Annotated in this window: 17 protein-coding genes; 4 read left to right on the forward strand and 13 right to left on the reverse strand. The window is 66.2% G+C overall.

Going from position 1 to position 21,972, the window contains the following annotated elements:
- Positions 1-194 precede the first annotated feature (194 nt).
- The 4 genes from ACOHX0_RS10695 to ACOHX0_RS10710 all read right to left on the reverse strand — a co-directional run bounded on the left by ACOHX0_RS10695 (position 195) and on the right by ACOHX0_RS10710 (position 5,949).
- Positions 195-2,591, reverse strand: a complete 2,397-nt coding sequence (locus ACOHX0_RS10695; RefSeq protein WP_420676670.1) for a response regulator — start codon at positions 2,589-2,591, stop codon at positions 195-197.
- A 642-nt stretch (positions 2,592-3,233) separates the two neighbouring features.
- The gene (locus ACOHX0_RS10700) at positions 3,234-3,482 is read right to left on the reverse strand and encodes an EF-hand domain-containing protein (RefSeq protein ID WP_420676671.1); all 249 of its coding nucleotides are present in this window, start codon (positions 3,480-3,482) and stop codon (positions 3,234-3,236) included.
- Positions 3,483-3,873: 391 nt separating this feature from the next.
- Positions 3,874-4,515 (reverse strand): hypothetical protein, encoded by a 642-nt coding sequence (locus tag ACOHX0_RS10705; RefSeq protein WP_420676672.1) that lies wholly within the window; start codon positions 4,513-4,515, stop codon positions 3,874-3,876.
- 33 nt (positions 4,516-4,548) lie between these two features.
- Positions 4,549-5,949 carry a selenium-binding protein SBP56-related protein gene (locus ACOHX0_RS10710; RefSeq protein ID WP_420676673.1) on the reverse strand — a complete coding sequence of 467 codons (1,401 nt, stop codon included), beginning with the start codon at positions 5,947-5,949 and terminating at the stop codon, positions 4,549-4,551.
- 618 nt (positions 5,950-6,567) lie between these two features.
- Between ACOHX0_RS10710 and ACOHX0_RS10715 the strand changes: the two genes are divergently transcribed.
- Positions 6,568-8,844, forward strand: a complete 2,277-nt coding sequence (locus ACOHX0_RS10715; RefSeq protein WP_420676674.1) for a methyl-accepting chemotaxis protein — start codon at positions 6,568-6,570, stop codon at positions 8,842-8,844.
- A gap of 455 nt (positions 8,845-9,299) precedes the next feature.
- Here the strand turns inward: ACOHX0_RS10715 and ACOHX0_RS10720 are convergent, their stop codons facing one another.
- From ACOHX0_RS10720 to ACOHX0_RS10755, 8 genes are all read right to left on the reverse strand, one after another.
- Positions 9,300-10,442 (reverse strand): M56 family metallopeptidase, encoded by a 1,143-nt coding sequence (locus ACOHX0_RS10720; protein WP_420676675.1) that lies wholly within the window; start codon positions 10,440-10,442, stop codon positions 9,300-9,302.
- A complete protein-coding gene (locus ACOHX0_RS10725) occupies positions 10,432-10,827 on the reverse strand; it encodes a BlaI/MecI/CopY family transcriptional regulator (protein WP_420676676.1) in 396 nt (131 codons plus the stop codon). Before ACOHX0_RS10725 ends, ACOHX0_RS10720 begins: the two co-directional genes overlap by 11 nt.
- A 324-nt stretch (positions 10,828-11,151) precedes the next feature.
- Entirely contained in the window at positions 11,152-11,430 is a 279-nt protein-coding gene (locus ACOHX0_RS10730) for a DUF2160 domain-containing protein (RefSeq protein ID WP_420676677.1), read from the reverse strand.
- Complete coding sequence (locus ACOHX0_RS10735; protein ID WP_420676678.1) at positions 11,430-12,227, reverse strand: carbohydrate ABC transporter permease; 798 nt, start codon at positions 12,225-12,227, stop codon at positions 11,430-11,432. The genes ACOHX0_RS10730 and ACOHX0_RS10735 overlap by 1 nt, the downstream gene beginning before the upstream one ends.
- Positions 12,228-12,240: 13 nt before the next feature.
- A complete protein-coding gene (locus ACOHX0_RS10740; protein ID WP_420676679.1) occupies positions 12,241-13,104 on the reverse strand; it encodes a carbohydrate ABC transporter permease in 864 nt (287 codons plus the stop codon).
- Positions 13,104-14,207, reverse strand: coding sequence for an ABC transporter ATP-binding protein (locus ACOHX0_RS10745; RefSeq protein WP_420676680.1), 1,104 nt, complete (start codon positions 14,205-14,207; stop codon positions 13,104-13,106). Before ACOHX0_RS10745 ends, ACOHX0_RS10740 begins: the two co-directional genes overlap by 1 nt.
- Before the next feature lie 7 nt (positions 14,208-14,214).
- Entirely contained in the window at positions 14,215-15,279 is a 1,065-nt protein-coding gene (locus tag ACOHX0_RS10750) for an ABC transporter ATP-binding protein (RefSeq protein WP_420676681.1), read from the reverse strand.
- Positions 15,280-15,436: 157 nt separating this feature from the next.
- Positions 15,437-17,170, reverse strand: coding sequence for an ABC transporter substrate-binding protein (locus ACOHX0_RS10755; RefSeq protein ID WP_420676682.1), 1,734 nt, complete (start codon positions 17,168-17,170; stop codon positions 15,437-15,439).
- 285 nt (positions 17,171-17,455) lie between these two features.
- Here ACOHX0_RS10755 and ACOHX0_RS10760 point away from each other — a divergent pair, with 285 nt between their 5' ends.
- Entirely contained in the window at positions 17,456-18,574 is a 1,119-nt protein-coding gene (locus ACOHX0_RS10760) for a THUMP domain-containing class I SAM-dependent RNA methyltransferase (RefSeq protein ID WP_420676683.1), read from the forward strand.
- A 98-nt stretch (positions 18,575-18,672) separates the two neighbouring features.
- Positions 18,673-18,933, forward strand: a complete 261-nt coding sequence (locus ACOHX0_RS10765; protein ID WP_420676684.1) for a hypothetical protein — start codon at positions 18,673-18,675, stop codon at positions 18,931-18,933.
- Positions 18,934-19,243: 310 nt separating this feature from the next.
- On the opposite strand, the gene ACOHX0_RS10770 is transcribed toward ACOHX0_RS10765, so the two are convergent.
- Positions 19,244-20,533 (reverse strand): hypothetical protein, encoded by a 1,290-nt coding sequence (locus tag ACOHX0_RS10770; protein ID WP_420676685.1) that lies wholly within the window; start codon positions 20,531-20,533, stop codon positions 19,244-19,246.
- A gap of 361 nt (positions 20,534-20,894) precedes the next feature.
- On the opposite strand from ACOHX0_RS10770, the gene ACOHX0_RS10775 reads away from it, so the two are divergent.
- Positions 20,895-21,908 carry a hypothetical protein gene (locus ACOHX0_RS10775; RefSeq protein WP_420676686.1) on the forward strand — a complete coding sequence of 338 codons (1,014 nt, stop codon included), beginning with the start codon at positions 20,895-20,897 and terminating at the stop codon, positions 21,906-21,908.
- The last annotated feature ends 64 nt before the right edge of the window (positions 21,909-21,972 follow it).

Genomic DNA, 21,972 nt, shown 5'->3' on the forward strand with positions numbered 1-21,972 from the left:
TCTCCCTGGGTAGATGAAAGCGCATGGACCCGGGGTTGCGGCACCCGTTGTTTTCCCGCGCGGGTGTGGAAAAGCCTAGAGGCGGTTAGGTTTTGCTTCAAGCCTGAAGTTTTATGGTTGAAGTATTTTTATTTGCATTTGCATGTTATAGGCGAGCCGCCCGAAGTTTGACACGTGCCTGAACGGACGCCGGTTCATGCTGGTGCCGGGCTGGCGGTTTCCAGCACCTCTTCGCTCTTGCGTCCGTCTGCGTGGCTGGCGGCCCAGACAATAATGGTTTCGGTCAGTTGCTGGCGGCGCACGGGCTTGGACAGGAAATCCACCATCCCGGCGGCGCGGCAGGCGGCCTCGTCGGTACTGAGCACATTGGCGGTGAGCGCGACAACCGGGCAGGGCGCGCGGCCTTCGCCGCACTCGAAGGCCCGGATCAGCCGGGTCGCCTGCAACCCGTCCATCGACGGCATCGACATGTCCATGAAGACGAGATCGAACCGCTCTGCCTTGAAAGTGTCGACAGCCGCCTGGCCGTCGGCGCAGAAGGTGACGTGAATGCCGGTCGGCGCCAGCATCTTTCTCAGCACCAGCTGGTTGGTCCGGTTGTCCTCGGCGACCAGAAGACGCAGGCGGCTGAAATCGGCAGGTCCCGGGGCGGATTCTGCGGGCTGTTCTGTCTGGCAGGACCCGCAGCGCCCGGCGTCAACCAGTGCGGCGCGCAGGGCGCTGGTGCGGGCCGGTTTCATCAGGACCTGCACCGGGCCTTGCGCCTTCAGCTCCTGATAGGCGGTCACGGTCTGGCTGCTGGCGCAGAATACGACCGGCAGGGCGGCGCAGCCCGGCAGCGCCCAGATCCGGGCGCAAAGCGCTGTTGCCGCCTCGGGCGGCAGGCTGATCTCCACCAGCAGAAGGTCCGGCGCCTGCGCGCTGGCCTGCAGATGCTGTTCCAGCGCCTCCAGGCTGGAGAGCACGGCGGGTTCGGCCCCCCACTCCTCAAGCTGGCGCCGGCGCACCCCGCGCGTGAAGGCCAGATCCGCCGCCACCACCGCGCGCTGGCCCTCCAGCGGCTTCGCCTCCGCGGCAGGGGCGTCCGCCGCGGCCTCCTCCGCCACCGGCAGCGGCAGGCAAAGCGTGAAGCAGGAGCCCTTGCCGAGCTGCGACCGCGCCTCGATCCTCCCGCCCATTGCGCGCGCCAGGCGGGACGAGATCGCCAGCCCCAGCCCGGTGCCGTCAAAGCGCCGCGCCGCGGTGCTTTCGACCTGCTCGAACGCGCGGAAGATCCGCCCGATCCGGTCTTCAGGAATGCCGACGCCAGTATCTTCGACCCGGACCTGCAGCGGCAGCGGCTGGCTGGCGTCATGGGAGAGGGTGATGGCAACATGGCCTTCGAGAGTGAATTTCACCGCATTGCCCACGAGGTTCATCAGGATCTGCCGCATCCGGCCGCTGTCGCCGATGAAATGCCCCGGCCCTGAGCCCGAGATGTCGAGGCAGATCTCCACTCCCTTGGCAGCGGCGGTCGGCGACATCAGCGTGGCCACGTCATATATCACCTCGCGCAGGTGGAAGCGCTGTTCCAGCATCTGGGTCTTGCCCGCTTCCAGCCGGGAGAAGTCGAGGATGTCGTTCACGATCCGCAACAGCGCCTCCGACGAGGCGACGATGGTGCTGGTGCAGGCGCGCTGCTCGGCGCTGAGGCCGGAGTCGTGCAGCACTTCGGCCATGCCAAGGACGCCGTTGATCGGGGTGCGGATCTCGTGGCTCATGGTGGCAAGGAAGCGTGATTTGGTTTCGGTCGCGGCCTCGGCGCGGGCTTTTTCCTCTTGCAGCCGCTCGGCGATGCGCTTCTTCTCGCGCAGGCTGAAGCTGAGCGTGTCGAGCGCGGCAAAGACCGCGGGCAGGTCATCGCCGGCACGGCGGGAGGAGACGGTTTCCTGGCTGGCCAGCGCCTGCAGGCGGCTGGTCACGGTCTGCATCGCGCCCGAGATCGCATGCGCCTTGCGGGCGGCATAGACAACCATGGCGGCAAACAGCAGGAAGATGCCTGCGAGCCCCAGCGCAAACAGCCGGTAGAGGCTTTGGTTGGCGGTGTCGATGGCGGTGCCCGCATGGCCCGCCGCCAGCGACTTGACCACATGCACCTGGGCCAGAACCGCCTGGCCGCGCAGGGTCACCGCCTCCAACGTCACCGGTTCCTCCGCGGGCAGGATGCCGATCAGCACCACTGCCATCGTGCACCAGCCCTCATGCGCATCCGACAGCAGCATGACCTCACGGCGCAGGGCGGGGGGCAGCGGCAGCTTCAGCAGTGCGGCGAGATCCCGGTTGATCGCCCCCAGATGCTGCCGCAGCCGCGGCGCCACATCCGATTGCGGCATCAGGAGCGCCGCCGTGGTGACCTTCTGCACGTATGCTTCGGCATCGGAGATCCCGGCCCCGACCCGGTCGGCGCGGCGCGTGACCTCCAGTGCAGCACTCAGAATTGCATCCTTGCGGTCGGAGGCGTAGAGCGCCATGCCGCAAATCGCCAGCGCCGCCAGCAGCGAGGCGGCCGCGCTGATCAGCACCGGCAGGACAATAGCGCGCTTGAGAGTCATCGGGCCGACCGCGTCCCGGGCGCCGCGGCCTGAGTGTCAGGGGCAGCGTCCAGGCAAGACGCCGCTGCGTTCCGGGCCCGGTCTCCTGCCTGGACGCCGGTGCGGCGCGGGGCTTGCCCTGCGGTTGCCAGCCGGGCGGGGGCCGGGCGGAATGGCCGGTACATTGCAAATCTCCAAATTTTCGAACTGCCGGAGGCGGATAGAAAAGGACTATTCCCGCCAATCTGTAAATAAATCGAATACGCAAGCCACCCCCCGCTTGGTTCTGTCTCCGGTTGCAGGCGGCGCGCTGTGCTTTCTATGCCAATGCCCCGGAAGGACGGGGTCGGTCCGTACTCAGCTGCGCAACCGTATGAGCTGTCGGCCGCGGTTCTGCGGGGTCAGCGGGCAGCGCGCCGCATCGGCGACCGCGGAAGCGGCCGCAACGGGTCGGGAAATTTGGTGTGGGGGGGCGGGGCCGGGCAGCGTGCCGTGCACGGCCGCAGCCAGGAAAAAGAACGCCTGGCACCGCGGGGAGAGCGGTGCCAGGCCCGCCCGCAGCGGCGGGGGAGCTGCAAGGCGCTGCGGCGCGAGGGCCGCAATCCGGGAGCGGGAAGCGGCAAGGCGGCCCCGGGGTTGGGGGAGCCGCCCTGCCTGCGGCGATCAGCCAGCCTCTGCGAGAAGGCCCGCTTCTGCCGCCGCATTCACTTCCGCCTGATCGGCTTCGCCATCGGCATCCGCGTCGATGGTGGCGAAGGTTTCGGCGGTCAGCTCGGGGAAGACGGCCTGAAGTTCTTCCAGCGAATAGGTGCCGTTGCCGTCGGTATCCGCCTGCAGCGTGGCATCCTGAGCGGCCAGCGGCGCGGCGGCGAGGGCGGCAACTGCGGCGGCGGTCAGTGCGAGGGTTTTCATTTGGGACACTCCATTCTTTCTGTTGCTTTGACTGCTGCGGGCCGCGGCTCTCCGCGTCCCGTGAGACATAGCTAGATGCGGGCTTCAGGTGCCGCCAGCGGTCAGGCATTGTTGAAGAATTTCGGGCGCTTAACCGCCAGATCGCCCGACCTGCCACGGCGGTAAGCCGCCCCGCGCAGGGGCTGATCCTTTCTCCGCCCAGCCGTGGCGCGCGATCGCGCAGGTTTCTGCCGCTCTCCGCCGGTACGGGCTGCCGGCGGGAACCTTTCCCCGCGGGGGCTCCGCGTGTCCCCAGAATCTGCGCCCTGGCGGCAGAAACCCCCCGCGCTGCGCTCTCCCGTTTCAGAAATCAGGGCGCTTTGGAAGCCAGCGCCAGTCCGGCCGCCCTGTCCTAGGCCGCCAGCCCCAGCGCTGCCCAGAGCGTCAGCAGCCCCGCCGCCAGCAACGAGCCGGCCCAGAGCAGTTCGAGGTCGAACCAGCCGCGGTTCAGGAACCGCAGGCCCAGCCAGCGGTGCACCGCAAAGGCCATCGCTCCGCCCGAAAGCACCATCGCGGCGGTATGCAGCACCGCCACCGCCGCCGCCAGCGCGGTGTTGGTCATCAGGACGCCCGCGGCCGCATGGCCGCCCTCCAGCTCCTCGGTGACGCAAAGCCCGAGGTAGACCGGCACCAGCATCAGCGCCGCGCCATGCGCCAGCGCCACCAGAAAGGACCACAGCGCCTGCCGTGCGGGCGGGATGCGTGCCAGGAAGCGCGGGTGGCGCCGGGTGATCAGCAGGTAGAGCCCCATGCCGGTGACCAGAAGCGCCGCCGCCACCCGCAGCTCGCGCTCGTACTGAACCACGAGCGTAAGCATGGAGAACGGAAGCAGGATCGCCAGCATGGCGAGGAAATGCCCGGTGCCAAGCGCCCCGAGCGCAGGCCAGAGCGCTTGGCGGCGCTGCTCGAACAGCGCCGCCGAAACCGCGAGCGGCCAGCCCATCCCCGGGTTTACCCCGTGGTAAAGCCCCGAGGCGAAGACTGCGAACCACAACAGGCCCGCCGTATCCCAGGCCGCCTGCACGGCTTAGACCGAAGGATAACAGAAACTGTCGGTCGAACAGTCTCCGCCCTCGAGCCGGATCTGATGCGAGCGGTACCCCTCGGGGAAGTCGACCCAGAAGCGCTCGTCCAGTTCCAGGCCGCCATCGGCGCCGGCATTGGCCATCACCATCGCCGCCCCGCGCTCGCCCGGATAGAACTGGTCGTCCCAGGTCGAGTAGAGCGAGTTGGTCCAGTAGACGCGCTTGCCGTCGCGGCTGATCTCCACCATCTGCGGGCCATAGCCGAAGGGCTTGCCGTTCGGATGCGCGGTCTGCTTGACGATGCCGCCAAGCTCCACTTTGCCCGCCAGCTTGGGGTTCATCGGGTCGGAGACATCATACTGGTGCATCTCCCCCGTGCCCCAGCAGGCGACGTAAAGGAATCGGTCATCCATGCTGAGGTCGATGTCGGTCACCAGCGGCGGCACCGCGCTGAAGCCTTTCAGCAGCTCCGGCAGGTCGTCCGGATCGGCCGGCTGCGGGTCGATGGTGATGGTCTTCTTGGCCTCGAACGTGCCGTCATCCTTGCGCCACCAGGTAAAGATCGCGCCTTGCAGGTTGGTGGTGTCCACCACCACGCCGCAGAACCCGTATTGCTTGGCCGGGTCATGCGCCGGGCGGATCTCCAGCGCCATCTGGTGGTTTTCGCCCAGATCGATGGTCTGGATGTTCTTGCGCTCGCGCAGGTTCCAGAAATGGATCGAGTGGCCGTATTTGTTGCTGAGCAGATCTTCGGGCACGATGCCGTTCTCGAACTGCGGCGGCAGACCCCATTCGGAGCTCACCATGTAGTCGCGCGGCAGGTTCCACCAGAAGTCATACTGCTTGTCCTGCACACCGCGGTCCATCTCGTAGCGGCCGAGGATGTCGAAGGTCTCGCAATCCATGATGAAGATGCCCGGCGGGCCGTCGGTGCCATCCGCGCCGCCACCGCCCAGGGTGGAGACATAGATGCCCTCCGGACCGCAGTGGATGGTATGCGGGCGCGAGTAGCCGGTTTTGGCAAAGACCTCCTCGGGCTCGATGATCTTGTGGATCTTGGCCTCCAGCGGCTCCTTCACGTCGATCACGTAGATGCGGCTGGAGCGGATGCCGGGAATGATCAGGTAGCGCCGCTCCAGGAAGGCGTGGCCGGTCAGCGGCGACAGCGCCGAGGAGCAGGCGTTCCAGCCGAAGTGGTGAAACTCGTCCCCCTTGTTCGGCATGAACAGGCTGTGCAGGATCTTACCGTAGTTCTCCGAATTCGGGTCGGCGCCGATCACCGCCAGGCCGTCGGGCTGCGAGCCGTCGGGGCTGAGCAGCAGGGTGAAGGCCAGGGTCTCGGCCGGGGCTTCCATTGCCAGCTTGGGCGTGGCGTGGAAGGTCGGATCTGGTCGCAAATTCATCGCAGTCTCCCTCTTTCATGGTCCTGCCTGCGTCTCTGCCTGTTCTGCCGTCTTTCTTTGTTTATGAGGCCTGCAGGTGCGGGTGCAGCGGTGCAGGCCAGAGTTCCTGACGCGAGAGTATTATGGGTGACAATTTATGCAAGAACAGGTTTCGGAATGCGCACCCTTAACATGTTTTCGGTCTGTTTGCCGATGCGTCCTGGTCACGGCGCATCGGCAGCGCAGGCTTTCCGTGTTGCCGGGGCCCGAGTCCCGGGGTTGCCTCAGAATAGCAAAATTCCTCGCTGTTTTTCACGTTGTTTTGCAGCGGCCGTGCCGGGCAGCTGCCTAAATTTTGAGCAGATCCAGTGGCAGGCCGTGCCCGCCGGCCAGTACTGCCCGGCTGCGGCCCCCGCAAGATAGTCCCTTGGGCAGCAGCCATTATTTCATGTCCTCCGTGCGTGTGGCCCCGCCTTATGCGCCCCCCGTCCCGTGCTGTGGCGGCGGCTGGCGGTTTCCGGCGAGCCGCATTTGCGGGGTTTTTATGGATCAACGGTTTTGCAGGGTTTTGCTGTTTAGCCTCTCCCAAATACCCGGGCCCCGCCGGTGGCCTGCCGTTTACATAGGAGTAAGACGCCAATGTCCCGGAAACTGAGCCTGCCGCTGAAACTGAAACTGCCGCTGATCATGGTGGCGCTGACGGCGGCGTTTCTGGTCACGGTGGCCCTTCTGATTTACTCGATGGCGGAACGCACGATCCGCGACAACGCCTATGCCGCCCAGATGATCGAGGCCAAGTCCGGCGCCCAGGCGCTTTCTTATTCGCTGGCGGCGGCCCGCTCCGATGTTTCCAGCCTCGCGGCGCAGCCCGCGGTGTTCCGCGCGATCAGCAATTTCGACCGGGTGATCGGAATGGTCGAGGAAGACGACCCCATCGCCTATCTAAAACGCACCTACGCGGCGGAAAACCCGCATCCCGCCGATCAGCGGGAGGAACTGGCGGATGCGGGCGACGGCTCCTACTACAGCCAGTCGCATGCCACCTACCACCCCACTTTCCTGCAACGCCTGCGGCTCAACGGCTACAAGGATCTCTACCTGCTCAACACCAAGGGGCAGGCAGTCTATTCGGTTCGCAAGCAGGGGGACTTCTTCGGCACCTTCGCGGCAGGGCAGGGCGCGGAGACCGGGCTGGGCCAGGTCTTCCAGGCCGCGCTCGAGGCCGGGGCCGGCAGCGTCGTGGCCGCTGATTTTGCCGCCTATCCGCACAGCGCCTCGGGCGTGGCCGCCTTCATGGCGGCGCCGGTCTTCACCAAGCGCGGCGACATTGCCGGGGTGATCGCGGTGCGGCTCGGCAGCGAGCGGGTGGTGCAGGCACTGACCAGCAACCTGTCGGGCGGCAGCCATCAGAACATCTTCGTGGTCAGCCGCGACGGCCGCGCCCGCAGCCCGTCCTCCGCCGCGGGCCTGTTCGGGGTGCTGGCCGAGCTCCCCGGCGCGCCGCATATCGCCGCTGCCGCGGCGGGCGAGGCGGGCCAGTTCGAAAGCGCGCGCTCCACCATGGGCGAAAGCGTGATCGCCCTGTCGATGCCGCTAAACCTGCCGGGCTTCGACTGGTCGCTGGTTCTGGAAACCGACGAGCACACCGCCTTTGCCACGGTCGAGCGCATCCGGCTGACCGCCGCCGGGCTGATCGGCGCCGCGGTGCTCGCGGCCATTGCCGTCTCCTGGTTTGCGGCGCGCAGCGTCACCCGGCCGATCCACGCGCTCTGCCAGGCGACCAACGCGCTGGCGGGCAGTGATTACGACGTGGACATTGCCGGGCGCAGCCGCGGCGATGAGCTGGGAGAGCTGGCCCGCAGTCTCGACAGTTTCCGCGGCAAGCTGAAGGAGGCGGACGCCGCCGCAGCCCGCGAGGTCGAGGCCGCGCGCCACACCGCGGCGGTGGTCGACGGCATGAGCGCGGCGCTGGCCGGCCTGCAGCGCGGCAACCTGGCCTGCGACATCCGCGCGCCCTTCAACGGGCATTACGAAACCCTGCGGGAGAATTTCAATCGCGGCCTGGAAAACCTGCGCGGCTCGATGGGCGAGGTGGTGGGCGCGGCGCAGAACGTCGGCCGCTTCTCGGAGGAGCAGCGCGGTGCGGCCGCCGAGATGGCGCAGCGCACCGAAACCCAGGCCGCCACGCTGGAAGAAACCGCGGGCGCGATCCGTGATCTGACCGGCGGCATCCGCGCCACCGCCGATCAGGCGGGCCGGATGGATAAAACCATGCGCGCCGCGCGCAGCGAGGCCGAGCAGTCCACCGAGGTGGTGACTTCCGCGGTGGCGGCCATGGACCAGATCCAGGAAACTTCGGCGGAGATTTCCAAGATCATCAGCCTGATCAACGATATCGCCTTCCAGACCAACCTCCTGGCCTTGAACGCAGGCGTGGAAGCGGCGCGGGCGGGCCCGGCCGGGGCCGGCTTTGCGGTGGTTGCCTCGGAAGTGCGGGCCCTGGCGCAGCGCGCAGCCAGCGCCGCCGGCGAAATTCAGGCGTTGACCGGCGCCAGTGAACAGCACGTCGCCAATGGCGTCTCGATGGTGGGCCGCGCGGGCGAGGCGCTGACCCGCATCATCGAGCAGGTCTCGGCGGTCTCCGGCCTGGTGACGGAGATCGCCGAAGGTGTGCGGGTGCAGTCGCAGGGGCTGGAGAAGATTGACGGTGCCATGCACCGGCTCGACAACATGACCCAGCAGAATGCCGCGATGGCCGAAGAAGCCGCCGCCGCCAGCCAGCTCTTGCAGCAGGAGGCGCACGGCCTGTCGGGCATCGTCGGCCGCTTCAGCCTCGGCGCGCCGGACCGCGGGGATGCGGATGCCGCCTGGGGCGCGGAGAGCGGGCAGGCGCGGGACCGCCAGCGGAGCGCCTGAGCCGCCACCCCTTCGCTGCAGGCCGCTGCGCTCCCGGCATCTTGCACCGCGGGTTCGGCGAGCTGGAAGCGACGGGTTTATGAGTGTGCCGGGGGGCGTGTGGGAGGTGCCTCAACGCCGCACTGAGCCCAAAGCGGTAAGCTGCGCGTCGCGGCCGCGCGGGCGCGCGCCGGCGATACGCGGCGGCCTGCGGCCTTGTTCCGTGCGGGGGACGACCAGTTACAGGCTAATCCGCTTCGGGCTGAAGCACCTCGAAAGGATCTTGGGACACTCGGTTTCACTGGGAGAGCGGAGAGTGAAAGTGCGGCCATGCAAGGACGCGCGGACTTTCCGGGAATGCGGTCTTATTGACCGATGGCGTTAGAGGCCGACCGCCTTTTCCGCCACACGCCTTATCCAGCTGGATGGTCTCCATTCGCGGCCCCCGGCAGTGCCGGGCTCAGGGGGTCAGGGGCTCAGGGGCGCGGGACGGCGAAGCCGCCGTTGAGCGCACTGATCGCCAGCTCCGGGTTGACGGGACGGCTCGCCATGCGTTCGAGGTTGACGATGGTCGACAGCATGATGCGGTCATGGCTCCAGTCGCCGGGCTTTTGCAACAGCATCGCGGTCGCCAGCACCAGCCCGGCCATGCCAGCCGAAACCAGCGCCCAGCCCGCGGTGCCCTGCACTTGCGGCTGGCGGGCAGTGACCGCAATGATGCGCTGTTGCAGCGCCGCGCCGCGGCGGGTCTCGCGCCGTTCCACCAGCGCCACCGCGGGGCTGTGGCGGGCAAACAGCGGGCGTTCCGCGGCGGCATGGGCGCAGGCCCGGATCAGGCATTCGCAATAGGCCCGCACATCCACCTGCGGCCGCGCCATCAGCGCCTGATCGCAGGCAAATTCGCGCAGCAAACGCACTTCGCGCCGCCACAGGTAGTAGGCCGGGTTCCAGAACAGCAGCGGCCGCAGCGTCTCCAGCAGGAATTCGCATTCGATGTCCCGCTGCCGGAAATGCTGCAGCTCATGCGCCACCGTCAGCCGCAAGTCGCGCGGATCGCCCGCCAGCGCCGAGGGCAGCACCACGTAGCGCAACCGCAGCCCGCGGGTGGAATAGGCCACGGCGGCACTGTCGCAGAACATCAGCCGCATCCGGCCGATGCGCTTCCAGGTATAGGCGCCGCGCAGACTGCGGCCGAGCCGAAAGGCCGAAAGCGCGCCTTGCGCGAGGCATATCAGCGCGCCGGCGGCCAGCGCCGACACCACCGCCTGCGCCCAGCCGGGCTGCAGGCTTACGAGCCCGCGCACCGTGTCCTCGCGCAGGCGCAGGAGGCTTTCGAATTCGCCCGCGCTCATCCGCACGTTGCCTTGCAGGTATTGCGACACCATCAGGTCGGAGAAATTCGGCCCCGGCGCCCCGAACTGCGCGGTCAGAGCCAGCACCAGCACGGGCGCCGCCGCCAGGAGCACGGTCATCCGGTTCAGCAGCCTCAGCTGCGGCCGGTAGGCCCGGCCCAGCCGTCCGCGCGCCAGAGCCTTGCGCGCGCCGAGCCACAGCAGCGTGCCTGCCAGCAGCAGGATGTTGAGGTCTATATAGGCATTCAGCAGAACATCAGAGGTCATTGTCCCCCAGCCTTTCATCCAATAGCGCCCGTATCTCCTCGAGCATGTCTTGGGTCACATCCTCGTCATCGACCAGCCGTGCGACCAGGGCCGCGGGCGCGCCGTTGAAGAGCTTGCTCGAAAGGTTCTTGAGGGACTTCTTCTGGTATTCTGCCTTGGGAACGGCGGGGCGGTAGACCAGCGAGCGGTCGGCCCGTTCACTGGTCAGGAAGCCCTTCTGCTCCATGATCTTGAGCACCGTGGCGACCGAGGTATAGGCGCGTTCCTGGGTCTTGTTTGCCTCGGCCAGGATCTCGCGCACGGTGCCGCCGCCGGTCTCCCAGATGACAGTCATGAACTCCAGTTCGACCTCGGTCAGAAGGGAATTGTCCTGTTTTTTGCGCATTGCGGCGGCGGTCCGGTCCGTTGGTGTTCCAGCCATGCTAGGGGAGCGATGGCGGTATGGGAACTATTTTTTTAGAAGATGCGGCACAGCCCGGGCGACGCTGCCAAATTGTGCGCTTCCGCGCGCTTTTTTGCAGCAGGGGGAGAGGCGGCATGCCGGCCCCGGGGTTTGGGCTGCGGCGCGGGCCGGCGGAGGGGCTTTTTGCTGAGAAGGCCCTGAGGGGCAGATTTGCCCTCAGGACCTTTTCCGATTTTGTTCAGTATTGCGCGTCAAGGACAAGCCGCTGCGCGGGGCCTGCGGCCTCCTTGACCCGCGGCGCCAGGGTCAGACCTTCCAGAAGCAGAAGATGCCCCAGGCGATCGCGAGGCCCAAGGGCCACCACAGCGGCATCCCCACCAGGCCAAGCCAGGCCAGGAAGATGTAGGAAGTTCCGAGCAGGCTGATGAACAGCCGGTCGCCGCGGGTGGTGGTGAGGCCGAGCACGCCTTTGCGCGCCGCGCCGCCGGGGTAGCGGATCTCCGCCACGATCAGCACGCCGATGGCGGTGAAGATGCCGATGAACAGCAGAGCAGTGGGCCAGGTCCAGGCCATCCATTGAAACATCACACCCTCCCCATCGCGAAACCCTTCGCGATGTAGTTGCGGACAAACCAGATCACGATGGCGCCCGGAATGATTGTCAACGTGCCCGCTGCTGCCAGCAGGCCCAGTTCGTAGCCCGCGGAAGACGCGGTCTTGGTCATGGTGGCGGCGATCGGCTTGGCCGCAACGGCGGTCAGCGTCTTGGCGAGCAAAAGCTCCACCCAGGAGAACATGAAGCAGAAGAACGCCGCGACACCCACGCCTGCCTTGATCGACGGAATGAAGATCGTGGCAAAGAAGCGCGGGAAGGAGTAGCCGTCGACAAAGGCGGTCTCGTCCAGCTCCTTGGGCACGCCGCCCATGAAGCCTTCGAGGATCCAGACCGCCAGCGGGATGTTGAACAGGCAATGCGCCAGTGCGACCGCCAGATGGGTGTCGAACAGCTCCACCGCGGAGTAAAGCTGGAAGAACGGCAGCGCAAAGACCGCGGCGGGCGCCATCCGGTTGGTCAGCAGCCAGAAGAACAACTGCTTGTCGCCGAGGAACCGGTAGCGGCTGAAGGCGTAGGCCGCGGGCAGCGCCACCGCGACCGAGATCACCGTGTTGATCGTCACGTAGGCGATCGAGTTGATATAGCCCCAGTACCAAGTGGGATCGGTGAAGATGGTTGCGTAATTCTCTAGCGTGAAGGTCTGCGGGAACAGCGAGAAGCCCGACAGGATTTCGTTGGTGGTCTTGAAGCTCATCGCCACCAGCCAGTAGATCGGCAGCATGAGAAACAGGATGTAGACGATGGGGACGATGGTGCGTTTTTGCATCGGTCTCCCTCCCTTAGTTCAGGTCGTCTTTGGTCATCAGCGTGTAGAACAGCCAGCTGACCAACAGAGTGATTGCGAAATAGATGAGCGACATGGCGGCAGCGGGGCCGAGGTCGAACTGGCCGAGCGCGATCTTCACCAGGTCGATCGACAGCAGCGTGGTGGAGTTGCCGGGGCCGCCGCCGGTCAGCACGAAAGGCTCGGTGTAGATGTTGAAACTGTCCATGAAGCGCAGAAGGATGGCGATGGTCAGGACCGTCTTCATCTTCGGCAGCTGGATGAAGCGGAACACCGCCCAGTTGGTGGCGCCGTCGATCTTGGCCGCCTGGTAATAGGCGTCGGGGATCGACACGAGGCCGGCATAGGCCAGAAGCACCACCAGCGAGGTCCAGTGCCAGACGTCCATGGTGACAATGGTCACCCAGGCCGCGACCGGATCCTGCGTCATGTCATAGTTGATGCCGAGCGTGTGGTTCAGGAAATAGCCCAGCAGGCCGATGTCGGGCAGGGTGAAGATGTTCCACATCGCACCCACCACGTTCCACGGGATCAGCATCGGCAGCGCCATCAGCACCAGGCACACCGGCACCCAGAAGCCGCTGCGCGGCATCGACAGCGCAATCGCGATGCCCAGCGGCACCTCGATGATCAGGATCAGGAAGGTGAACATGAACTGGCGGCCAAGCGCGGCGTGGAAGCGGTCGGAGCGCAGGATCTGCTGGAACCAGTCCAATCCTTGCCAGAAGAACACATTGTCGCCAAAGGTCTCCTGCACCGAGTAGTTGACCACCGTCATCATCGGAATGAGCGCGTTGAAGGCGACCAGCGCCAGCACCGGCAGGACAAAAAGCCAGGCTTTCTGGTTTTCGGTTTTCATCATGCCACTCCTTCGACTGCGGCGGGGGTGCCTGCGGGCACGGTGGCAAGCCAGCCGTCCACGTAAAGCCGGGTCATGTCCTGGCGGAAGCCAAGATGCACGGCGCTGCCCTTTGCCGGGGCGTTGCCTTCGGTCACGGCGTTGATGCGCTGGCCTGCGGCTTCGCATTCCACCACCGTGTGGCGGCCGATGTCGGAGACCTTGGTGACCACGGCGGGCAGGCCGCTGTCCGCCAGCGTGACGAACTCCGGGCGGATGCCGATTTCGGTGGTGCCGTTGGCCGCGCCTTGCACCGGGCCTTCCAGCGCTACCGGCTGGCCGCCGAAATAGGCAGCGCCGCCTTGCAGCTCGCAGGGCAGGATGTTCATGCCGGGCGAGCCGATGAAATGTCCCACAAAGGTATGCGCGGGGCGTTCGAACAGCTCAACCGGGGTGCCGATTTGCACCACTTCACCCAGCTGCATCACCACCACCTGGTCGGCGAAGGTCAGCGCTTCGGTCTGGTCGTGGGTGACGTAGATCATCGTCGCCTTCACCCGCTGGTGCAGTTCCTTCAGCTTGCTCCGCAGCTTCCACTTCAGATGCGGGTCGATGACGGTGAGCGGTTCGTCGAACATCACCACGTTCACGTCCTCGCGCACGAGGCCGCGGCCCATGGAGATCTTCTGCTTGTTGTCGGGGCTGAGGCCTGCCGCGCGGGTGTCGAGCAGGTCTTCGAGTTCCAGCATCTCGGCAATCGCGGTCACCCGCTGGTGCACGGTCGCCTCGTCGCGTCCGCGGTTCCTCAGCGGGAAGGCGAGATTGTCGTATACGGTCATCGTGTCGTAGATCACCGGGAACTGGAACACCTGGGCAATGTTGCGCTGGTCCGGTGGCAGGGCGGTGACGTCCTTGCCGTCGAACAGAATCTGGCCCTCGGAAGGGACCAGCAGCCCCGAGATAATGTTCAGAAGGGTGGATTTGCCGCAGCCCGAGGGGCCGAGCAGCGCATAGGCGCCGCCATCGTTCCAGTCGAGATCTATTTCCTTCAGCGCATAGTCCGAGGGCGATTTCGGGGTGGAAAGATAGCTGTGACGCAGCTTGGAGAGTGTGATTTTAGCCATTATTTCCTCACGCCGCGCGGCTGCCGTCAGGGGCAAAGAAATATGCCTGCGCGGGGTCCATGTAGAAATCGTGCAGCTCGCCGACACGGTAGGGGTGCACGCCGGGGGCGAGCGATACCCAGCTGCCGGTGCCCATCTCGAAATGGGCCGAGCTTTCGGAGCCGGAAAGCTCCGTCACCTGCACCTGGCCCGACAGCTGCACCTGGGCGCCGTTGCGGGCCACCGGCACCACGTGATGCGGCCGGATCGCGATGGTGTAGCTGCCGTCGGCCAGGCCTGCGGCGGCGGCGGGCAGTTCGAAGCTGACGCCTGCGGACATGCGGGCTGTGCTGCCCTGCTTGGTGATCTCGGCGGTATTGATCGGCGGATCGGAGAACACCCGCGCCGCATCGACATTGCCGGGGTTGCGGTAGATCTCGGCGGTGGTGCCGAACTGGGTGACGCGGCCATCGGCCATCAGCGCGGTCTTGCCGCCCAGGAGCAGCGCCTCTTCCGGTTCCGAGGTCGCATAGACCACCACGGCGCCGCGGCCTGCAAACAGCCCGGGCAGCTGGTCGCGCAGCTCCTCGCGCAGCTTGTAGTCGAGGTTGGCGAGCGGTTCGTCCAGGAACACCGCGCGGCTTTCCTTGGCAATCGCGCGGGCCAGCGCGCAGCGCTGCTGCTGGCCGCCCGAAAGCTCATGCGGGCGGCGGTGCAGCATCGGCTTCAGCTGCAGGATCGCGGCCGCTTCCTCGACCCGGCCTTCGATCTCGGATTTGGCCATGCCCGCCACCTTCAGCGGCGAGGCGATGTTGTCGTAGACCGTCATGTGCGGGTAGTTGATGAAGAACTGATGCACCAGGCTGATCTTGCGCTTCTGGGTGCTGAGGCGGCTGACGTCCTGGCCGTCCAGGATCACCTGGCCGCTGGCCATCGGGTCGAGCCCGGCCATCAGCTTGATGAGGGAGGTTTTACCGGAGCCGGTGGCGCCGAGGAGAACGTTGAAGTGACCGGGTTCCAGCAGCAGGGAGGTTTCCTTGATGTGCTGAATGGCGCCGACGCGCTTGGTCACACCCTTGAGTTCGAGTGCCATCTTGCTTTGACTTTCTGGCAGGAGGCCTGTTTTGCGCCCGGGCCGCGGGCACACTGGCTTGGGTGGAAAAAGGCCCCGGAGATCATGAGGGGTCTCCGGGGCCTGAAAGAGGCCGGGCCGCGCAGTCAGCCTGGGCGGCCGGACCGGGAGGAGGGGCTTAGTTGGTGGCCCAGCGGGCAACCAGCTCGTCATAGTTGACGGTCTGGCCTTCCGGCTTCTCGTTCTCCAGCTTCGGCTTGGCGCCGCCGTTGGCGAACCACCAGTCCGCGTCCTTCTCTTCGTTCAGGCGCGGGCCGCAGCCGCCATAGACATTCGCCTGCTCGTCTGCGCGCTGCATACGGGCCATGGTGATGTCCATTTCCTCGGCCAGACGGTCCATCGCTTCCTGCGGGGTGAAGGCGCCGGAGTTGACGTCACCGATCTGCTGCCACCAGATCTGGGCCAGTTTCGGATAGTCAGGCACGTTCACGCCGGTCGGCGACCATGCCACACGGTCGGGCGAGCGGTAGAACTCGACCAGGCCGCCCAGTTTGGGCGCGCGCTCGGTGAAGCTTTCGTGGTTGACCGAAGAGTCGCGGATGAAGGTCAGGCCGACATGCGATTTCTTCACGTCCACGGTCTTGGACACCACGAACTGGGCATAGAGCCAGGCTGCCTGTGCACGGTCCAGCGGGGTGGACTTGAGGAAAGTCCAGGAGCCCACGTCCTGATAGCCAACCTTCTGGCCTTCTTCCCAGTAGGGGCCATGCGGGCTGGGCGCCATCCGCCACAGCGGGTTGCCCTCTGCGTCGACGGTGTTGTTGCCTTCGGACTGCGGTTTCACCATGTCGGCGGTGAAGGCGGTGTACCAGAAGATCTGCTGCGCCACGTTGCCCTGCGCCAGGGCGGGCAGCGACTGGTAAAAGTCATAAGACGCAGCACCCGGAGGCGCGTATTTGCGCAGCCATTCGTCCCACTTGCGGATCGCATAGACCGCTGCCGGGCCGTTGGCGGCACCGCCGCGGGTGACGCTGGCGCCCGCCGGGTTGCAGGAGCCTTCCTCCATCCGGATGCCCCATTCGTCGATCGGCACGCCGTTTGGCTCGCCTTTGGAGCCGGCACCGGCCATCGACAGCCAGGCGTCGGTCATGCGCCAGCCGAGGTCCGGCGCGCGCTTGCCGTAATCCATGTGGCCGTAGATCGCGGTGCCGTCGATTTCCTTCACGTCTTTCGAGAAGAACTCGGCGATGTCCTCATAGGCCGACCAGTTGACCGGAACGCCCAGGTCGTAGCCGTACTTCTCCTTGAAGGCGGCCTGCAGGTCTTCGCGGTCGAACCAGTCCTTGCGGAACCAGTAGAGGTTCGCGAACTGCTGGTCGGGCAGCTGGTACAGGTCGCCATCCGGGCCGGTGGTGAACTGGGTGCCCATGAAGTCGTCGAGGTCGAGACCGGGGTTGGTCACGTCCTTGAAGTCGCCGTCCATCATGTCGCTCAGGTTGTAGGCGAGCTGCAGGCGCGAGTGGGTGCCGATCAGGTCGGAATCGTTGACATAGGCGTCATAGAGATTCCGCTTGGTCTGCATCTGGGTCTGCACGGCCTGAACGACCTCGCCCTCGCCCAGGATCTGGTGGTTCACCTTAATGCCGGTGATTTCCTCAAATGCCTTGGTCAGCACTTCGGATTCATAGCTGTGCGTGGGAATGCCCTCGGACAGCACGTTGATCTCCATGCCGTTGAAAGGTTCCGCCGCCTTGATGAACCACTGCATCTCGGACAGCTGTTCGTCCTTGTTCAGCGCGGATGGCTGGAATTCGTTATCAATCCACTTCTTGGCCGCCGTTTCATCGGCATAAGCCATAGAACCCGCAACCACGGCGCAAACGGCGGCTGCGGACAAAAGATACTTACGCATCTTTTCCTCCCTAAAAGTCTGTAAAGCCAGAAGCGCAGTTTGTGCATCTGACGGTTATAGAGGTTCCATATTGCCGTTTATGTTGTCAAACTAATTTTTTAGTATATTCCAATATGCTGTTTTTAATGGTTAAATTTTCGTTCCGTCGCGTCAGCCGAAGGCGCAATCTGACGCCGCAGCGCAGCATTTCCGGGTGACCCTGCGGCAGCTTTCCGCCGGTCTCCTGCGGTGTGCTGCCGCAGAAAACGGTCGCCGGGGGCGGGCTTTGCCGCTATGGGGAGCGGCATGAATGACCAGAATGATTTCGAGATTTTCCTGACCGTGGCGCCGGGGCTGGAGCAGGCCCTTCTGACGGAGGCACAGGAGCAGGGGTTTGCCGGTGCCCGCGCGGTGCCCGGCGGCGTGGTGGTGCAGGGCGGCTGGAGCGAGGTCTGGCGCGCCAACCTCACCTTGCGCGGCGCGGCCCGGGTGCTGGCGCGGATCGGTGAATTCCGCGCCTTCCACCTGGCCCAGCTCGACAAGCGGGCGCGCAAGTTCCCATGGGGCGACGTGCTGCGCGCCGATGTGCCGCTGAAGGTCGAGGTCAGCACCAACAAGAAGTCCAAGATCTACCACGCCGGCGCCGCCCAGCAGCGGGTGGAGACGGCAATTGCCGAGAGCCTCGGCGCGCCCATTTCGAAGGACGCCGAACTCACCGTAAAGCTGCGCATCGAGGACAACTTGTGCGTGTTCAGCGCCGATACCTCGGGCGAGGGGCTGCACAAGCGCGGCCACAAGTCCGCCGTCGGCAAGGCCCCGATGCGCGAAACCCTTGCGGCGATGTTCCTGCGCGACTGCGGCTATGCCGGCCACGAACCGGTGGTGGACCCGATGTGCGGCTCCGGTACCTTCGTGATCGAGGCGGCAGAGATCGCCCGCGGCCTTCTCCCCGGCCGCAGCCGCGCCTTTGCCTTCGAGCAGCTCGCGACCTTCGATGCCGATGCCTGGCAGCAGTTGCGCAGCGGGAACAGCGCGCGGGAAACGGACCTGCTGTTTCACGGCTCCGACCGCAACGCGGGCGCGGTGGAGATGGCCGCGGCCAATGCCGAGCGCGCAGGCGTTGCGGAACAGACCCGCTTCCTGCAGCGCGCGGTCAGCGATCTGACCCCGCCCGCCGGCCCGCCCGGCCTGGTGATCGTGAACCCGCCCTATGGCGCGCGGATTGGCAACAAGAAGCTGCTGTTTGCGCTCTACGGCAGCCTTGGCGCGGTGCTGAAGGAGCGCTTCTCCGGCTGGCGCGTCGGCATTGTGACCTCCGACACCGGCCTGGCGCGGGCCACCGGCCTGCCGTTCCTGCCGCTTGGTGCGCCGGTGGCTCATGGCGGCTTGAAGATCCGCCTGTTCAAGACCGGCCCGCTGCCCTGAGCTTCGAGCGGCGCGGCGCCGTCATCTGAGCGGCTATTGCTGTCTCCTGCGGCGGCGCTACATCGCCCTCTGTCTGCCCTGCCAGAGGAGGACACGGCATGCCCAAACTCATTGCAACCCATGAGGTCGAGGACCAGGCCCACTGGCTCGCCTCGCCAAAACGCGCGGAGGTCTTTGCAGGTATCGCCCGCGACATCCAGACCTTCGTGCACCCGGACGACCCGCACCGCGTCGCGGTGTCGATGCAGGTGGACGACATGGCCGCTTTCGAGAAGGTGCTGCAGAGCGAGGCGGGCGCCGAGGCGATGAAACACGACGGCGTGCGCCCCGAAACCGTGGTGATCTACAGCGAGGGTTGAGGCGGCGCAGGCCGACCTGCACGGCCCGGTGCTCGGTTCTGACTTTTTCCCGCGCGGAACAAGACCGCCCGGCCGCCGCGCATCGCCGGCGCGCCACTACGCGGCGGCAAATTGGGTGCGGCTTGGCAGTCCTTCGTCAGGGCATACGGACTTGGCGGGGATGAAGTGCCAGTCATAGCCGTTGGATCGCCCCCGCGCGCCGTCGGCGCGCGGCTTTGCTTTGCCGCCGGAACGTTCGCTTTTTCAGCGGCGCGCACCGGCACGGGGCTCGGGAAATACCTCGCACCCTGCCTGTCCAAATGCTCCGGCGTCAGGCCATCTCATAAGCCTCTTCCATCCCCTCCGACCCGGCGCTGCACGGTCCGGTGCCGCCCACCGGCTGGGTCATCAGGGCGAGGATGTCGCCGGTCTCCGGCTCCGCCTCGCTGCCGCCGCCGGGAAAGTGGCCGGCCAGGGTGTTGTCATACCAGCCCTCCAGCCCCTCGCCGCCGACCCCGCCATTGGCATAGCTCGCCAGGCCGCTGGCCGCCACATTGGGATCGTAGCCGCCTTCCAGCACCTGCTGCGAGCCGTCCGCGTTGCTGACAACCAGCGACATGCTGTTGAGGTCGATATCGTCGAGCGTCAGCGGCCCGTTGTCAGACCACAGGGTGAAATTGGCATTGGTCACGGTGCCATCGGTGCTGTCCGGCACCTGGCCGAACTGCACCATGCCGTCAAAGGCGCCGGGCACGGTGGTGCCGGTATCCAGCGCATTGACCGCATTGGCGTGTGCCGCATGGCCGGTGACGGGCAGGGCGTTTTCATCGGGAAAGAAGTTCAGACCCTCGATGCTGGCATCATCGGTCATGTTGAAGAACAGCCCGTCGATATCCGCGACCTCGCCTTCCCAGGAGGTGGGCTCCATTTTGATGAACAGCTGCCCTTGCGGGGTTTGCAGCACCTCCATGGTGACAGAAGGTTCCGTGCCGCCGCCGATCTCGAAGGTGACCGAGGTCTTGCCGTCGCTGCCGCCGTCTCCGCCGCCATCGCCGCCGGTGGTGCCGCCGCCGGCGCCCGACCCGCCGGTGCCGGACCCGCCGGTGCCGGACCCTCTGGTGCCGCCCGAACCGCCGCAGCCGCCCGTCCCTGAACCGCCCGTACCCGAACCGCCCGTCCCGGATCCTCCGGTGCCGGAGCCGCCAGTGCCGCGCCAGTCGTCTTCCTCGCGGTGCCACCAGTGGACCTTGCCGCCATCGCCCTTGCCGCCGCAGCCGCCCTTGGTGCCGCCGGACCCCTTGGTCCCGCCAGATCCTTTGGTCCCGCCGGAGCCTCCCGAGCCCCCGGTCCCGCCAGAACCCTTGGTGCCGCCGGAGCCTCTACTGCCCCCGGTCCCCTTGGTGCCGCCGGAGCCATCTTCCCCGTCCTGACCGTCCTCTTCCTGCCAATGCTTGCGGCCCTTGGCCTGCCATCCATAGCGGCCGGACAAATGGCTGTCGTACCAGCGCCCGAACCCGCCGCCGCCGACACCGCCGTCGTGGTAGCTCTTGCCGCCGCAGGCGTCACGGCCGCCCCACTGCGCGCGCCCCCAGTTTGCGGTTGAATAATGTCCCCGGCCCATAGCCTGCCCCCCGAAATCACATTCGCCAATAAAATGCGCCGCGAGAGCCAAGGCCCGCACGGCACCGTTTGACGAGTGTAAGCGGGAGGGAATTGCAGGCCGATTTTTAACCGCATTTTAACCGCATTTTTCCGATATCCCCTGGGCGGAGGAAACAAAGCCGCGCGCCGCGCCGGGATTGTCGCCCGATCGCGCAGGCGCGGCGGGCGGTGGCCGCTCCTGCGGGGCGAATCGGGCGCGCGAGTCGCCCGGCCTGCCTCAATTTGTCCCGAAATCCGCCCGGATTCGGCGCTATCGCCTGACCGGGGTGCGCCGCTTCCGCCGCGGGGGCGGCGGCGCTACATGGCTAGGGGGACAGCGCATGGCCGACGGAAATTTTGCGAAACGCAGCAGCTACATCGCCGCCGCCGCCCAAGCGGTGCTGGGCGAGGAGCCGCTGGAGATCAGCGCCCCCGGCGGCACCGCGCGCTCCTCGCTGCGGCTGCATTTCGCGGACCGCACGGTAATCGCCACGCTGCGCCGCAACTTCCGCCGCACCCATCTGGAAGCCTACGTGCTGGAGCAGCTCGCCCCCCATTGCGACGACATCCCCCAGGTGCTGGGCGTGCAGGACGACGTGCTGTTCCAGTCCGACACCGGCGCAACCCGCCTCAGCAGCGAGATCATCGCCCACCCGGAATCGGACCAGCTCGAACTTGCAGCCGAGTCGGTGGCTGCGATCTTCCGCATCCAGGCGGCGGCGCGGCAGACCGGGCTTGCCGCCATACTGCCGCATCTGGGCGCCAACCGGGGCTGGGTCCGCAACTTCGTCGGCTCCGTCGATGCCTTGCAGCCCTATTCCATGGGCATCCCCGACAGCTTCGACTTCCCTGCGGTGGCCGAACGCATGGAATACCCCGGCGTGCAGTTCCTCAAATGGGACTGCCGCGCGGGCAATGCGGCGATCGGCGATGACGGCTACCTGCGCTGGTTCGATTTCGAGTATGCGGGCCTGCGCCACGGCGCCGAGGATTTTGCCTGGCTGATCGGGGACGAGACCTGGCCCATCGCCCCTGACAAGATGGCCGATGTGATGATCTCGGAATTCGATTCCGGCTGCGGCCATGACATCGGCGCTTATCTGGAGTACCTCTCGGTCTATACCGCGCTGCATTGCGTGCAGCGGCTGAAGCTGATCCAGAAGGAGGTGAAAAGCCGCGGCTGGCTCAGCAAGGAGCGGGTGCGGCGGCTGGATGATGCCGGGGTGCATCCGGAATTTGCCGTGCAGCTTTGCAAGGTGGGGGCCTACTACGCCGACCAGTCCCGCCTCACCGCGCCGCTCAGGCGCAATTTCGAGGCAGCGGGCCGCGCCTTCCAGGCCATCGCCGAGGGCTGACCGCCCGGGTTCGCGCCGTGACGCCCCGTCCGGCTTTTGCCGCGGGCGAGGGCGGCCTATCGTG

Origin of the sequence: Cribrihabitans pelagius, assembly GCF_048820915.1 — a bacterium.
Classification (GTDB): Bacteria; Pseudomonadota; Alphaproteobacteria; order Rhodobacterales; family Rhodobacteraceae; genus Cribrihabitans_A; species Cribrihabitans_A pelagius.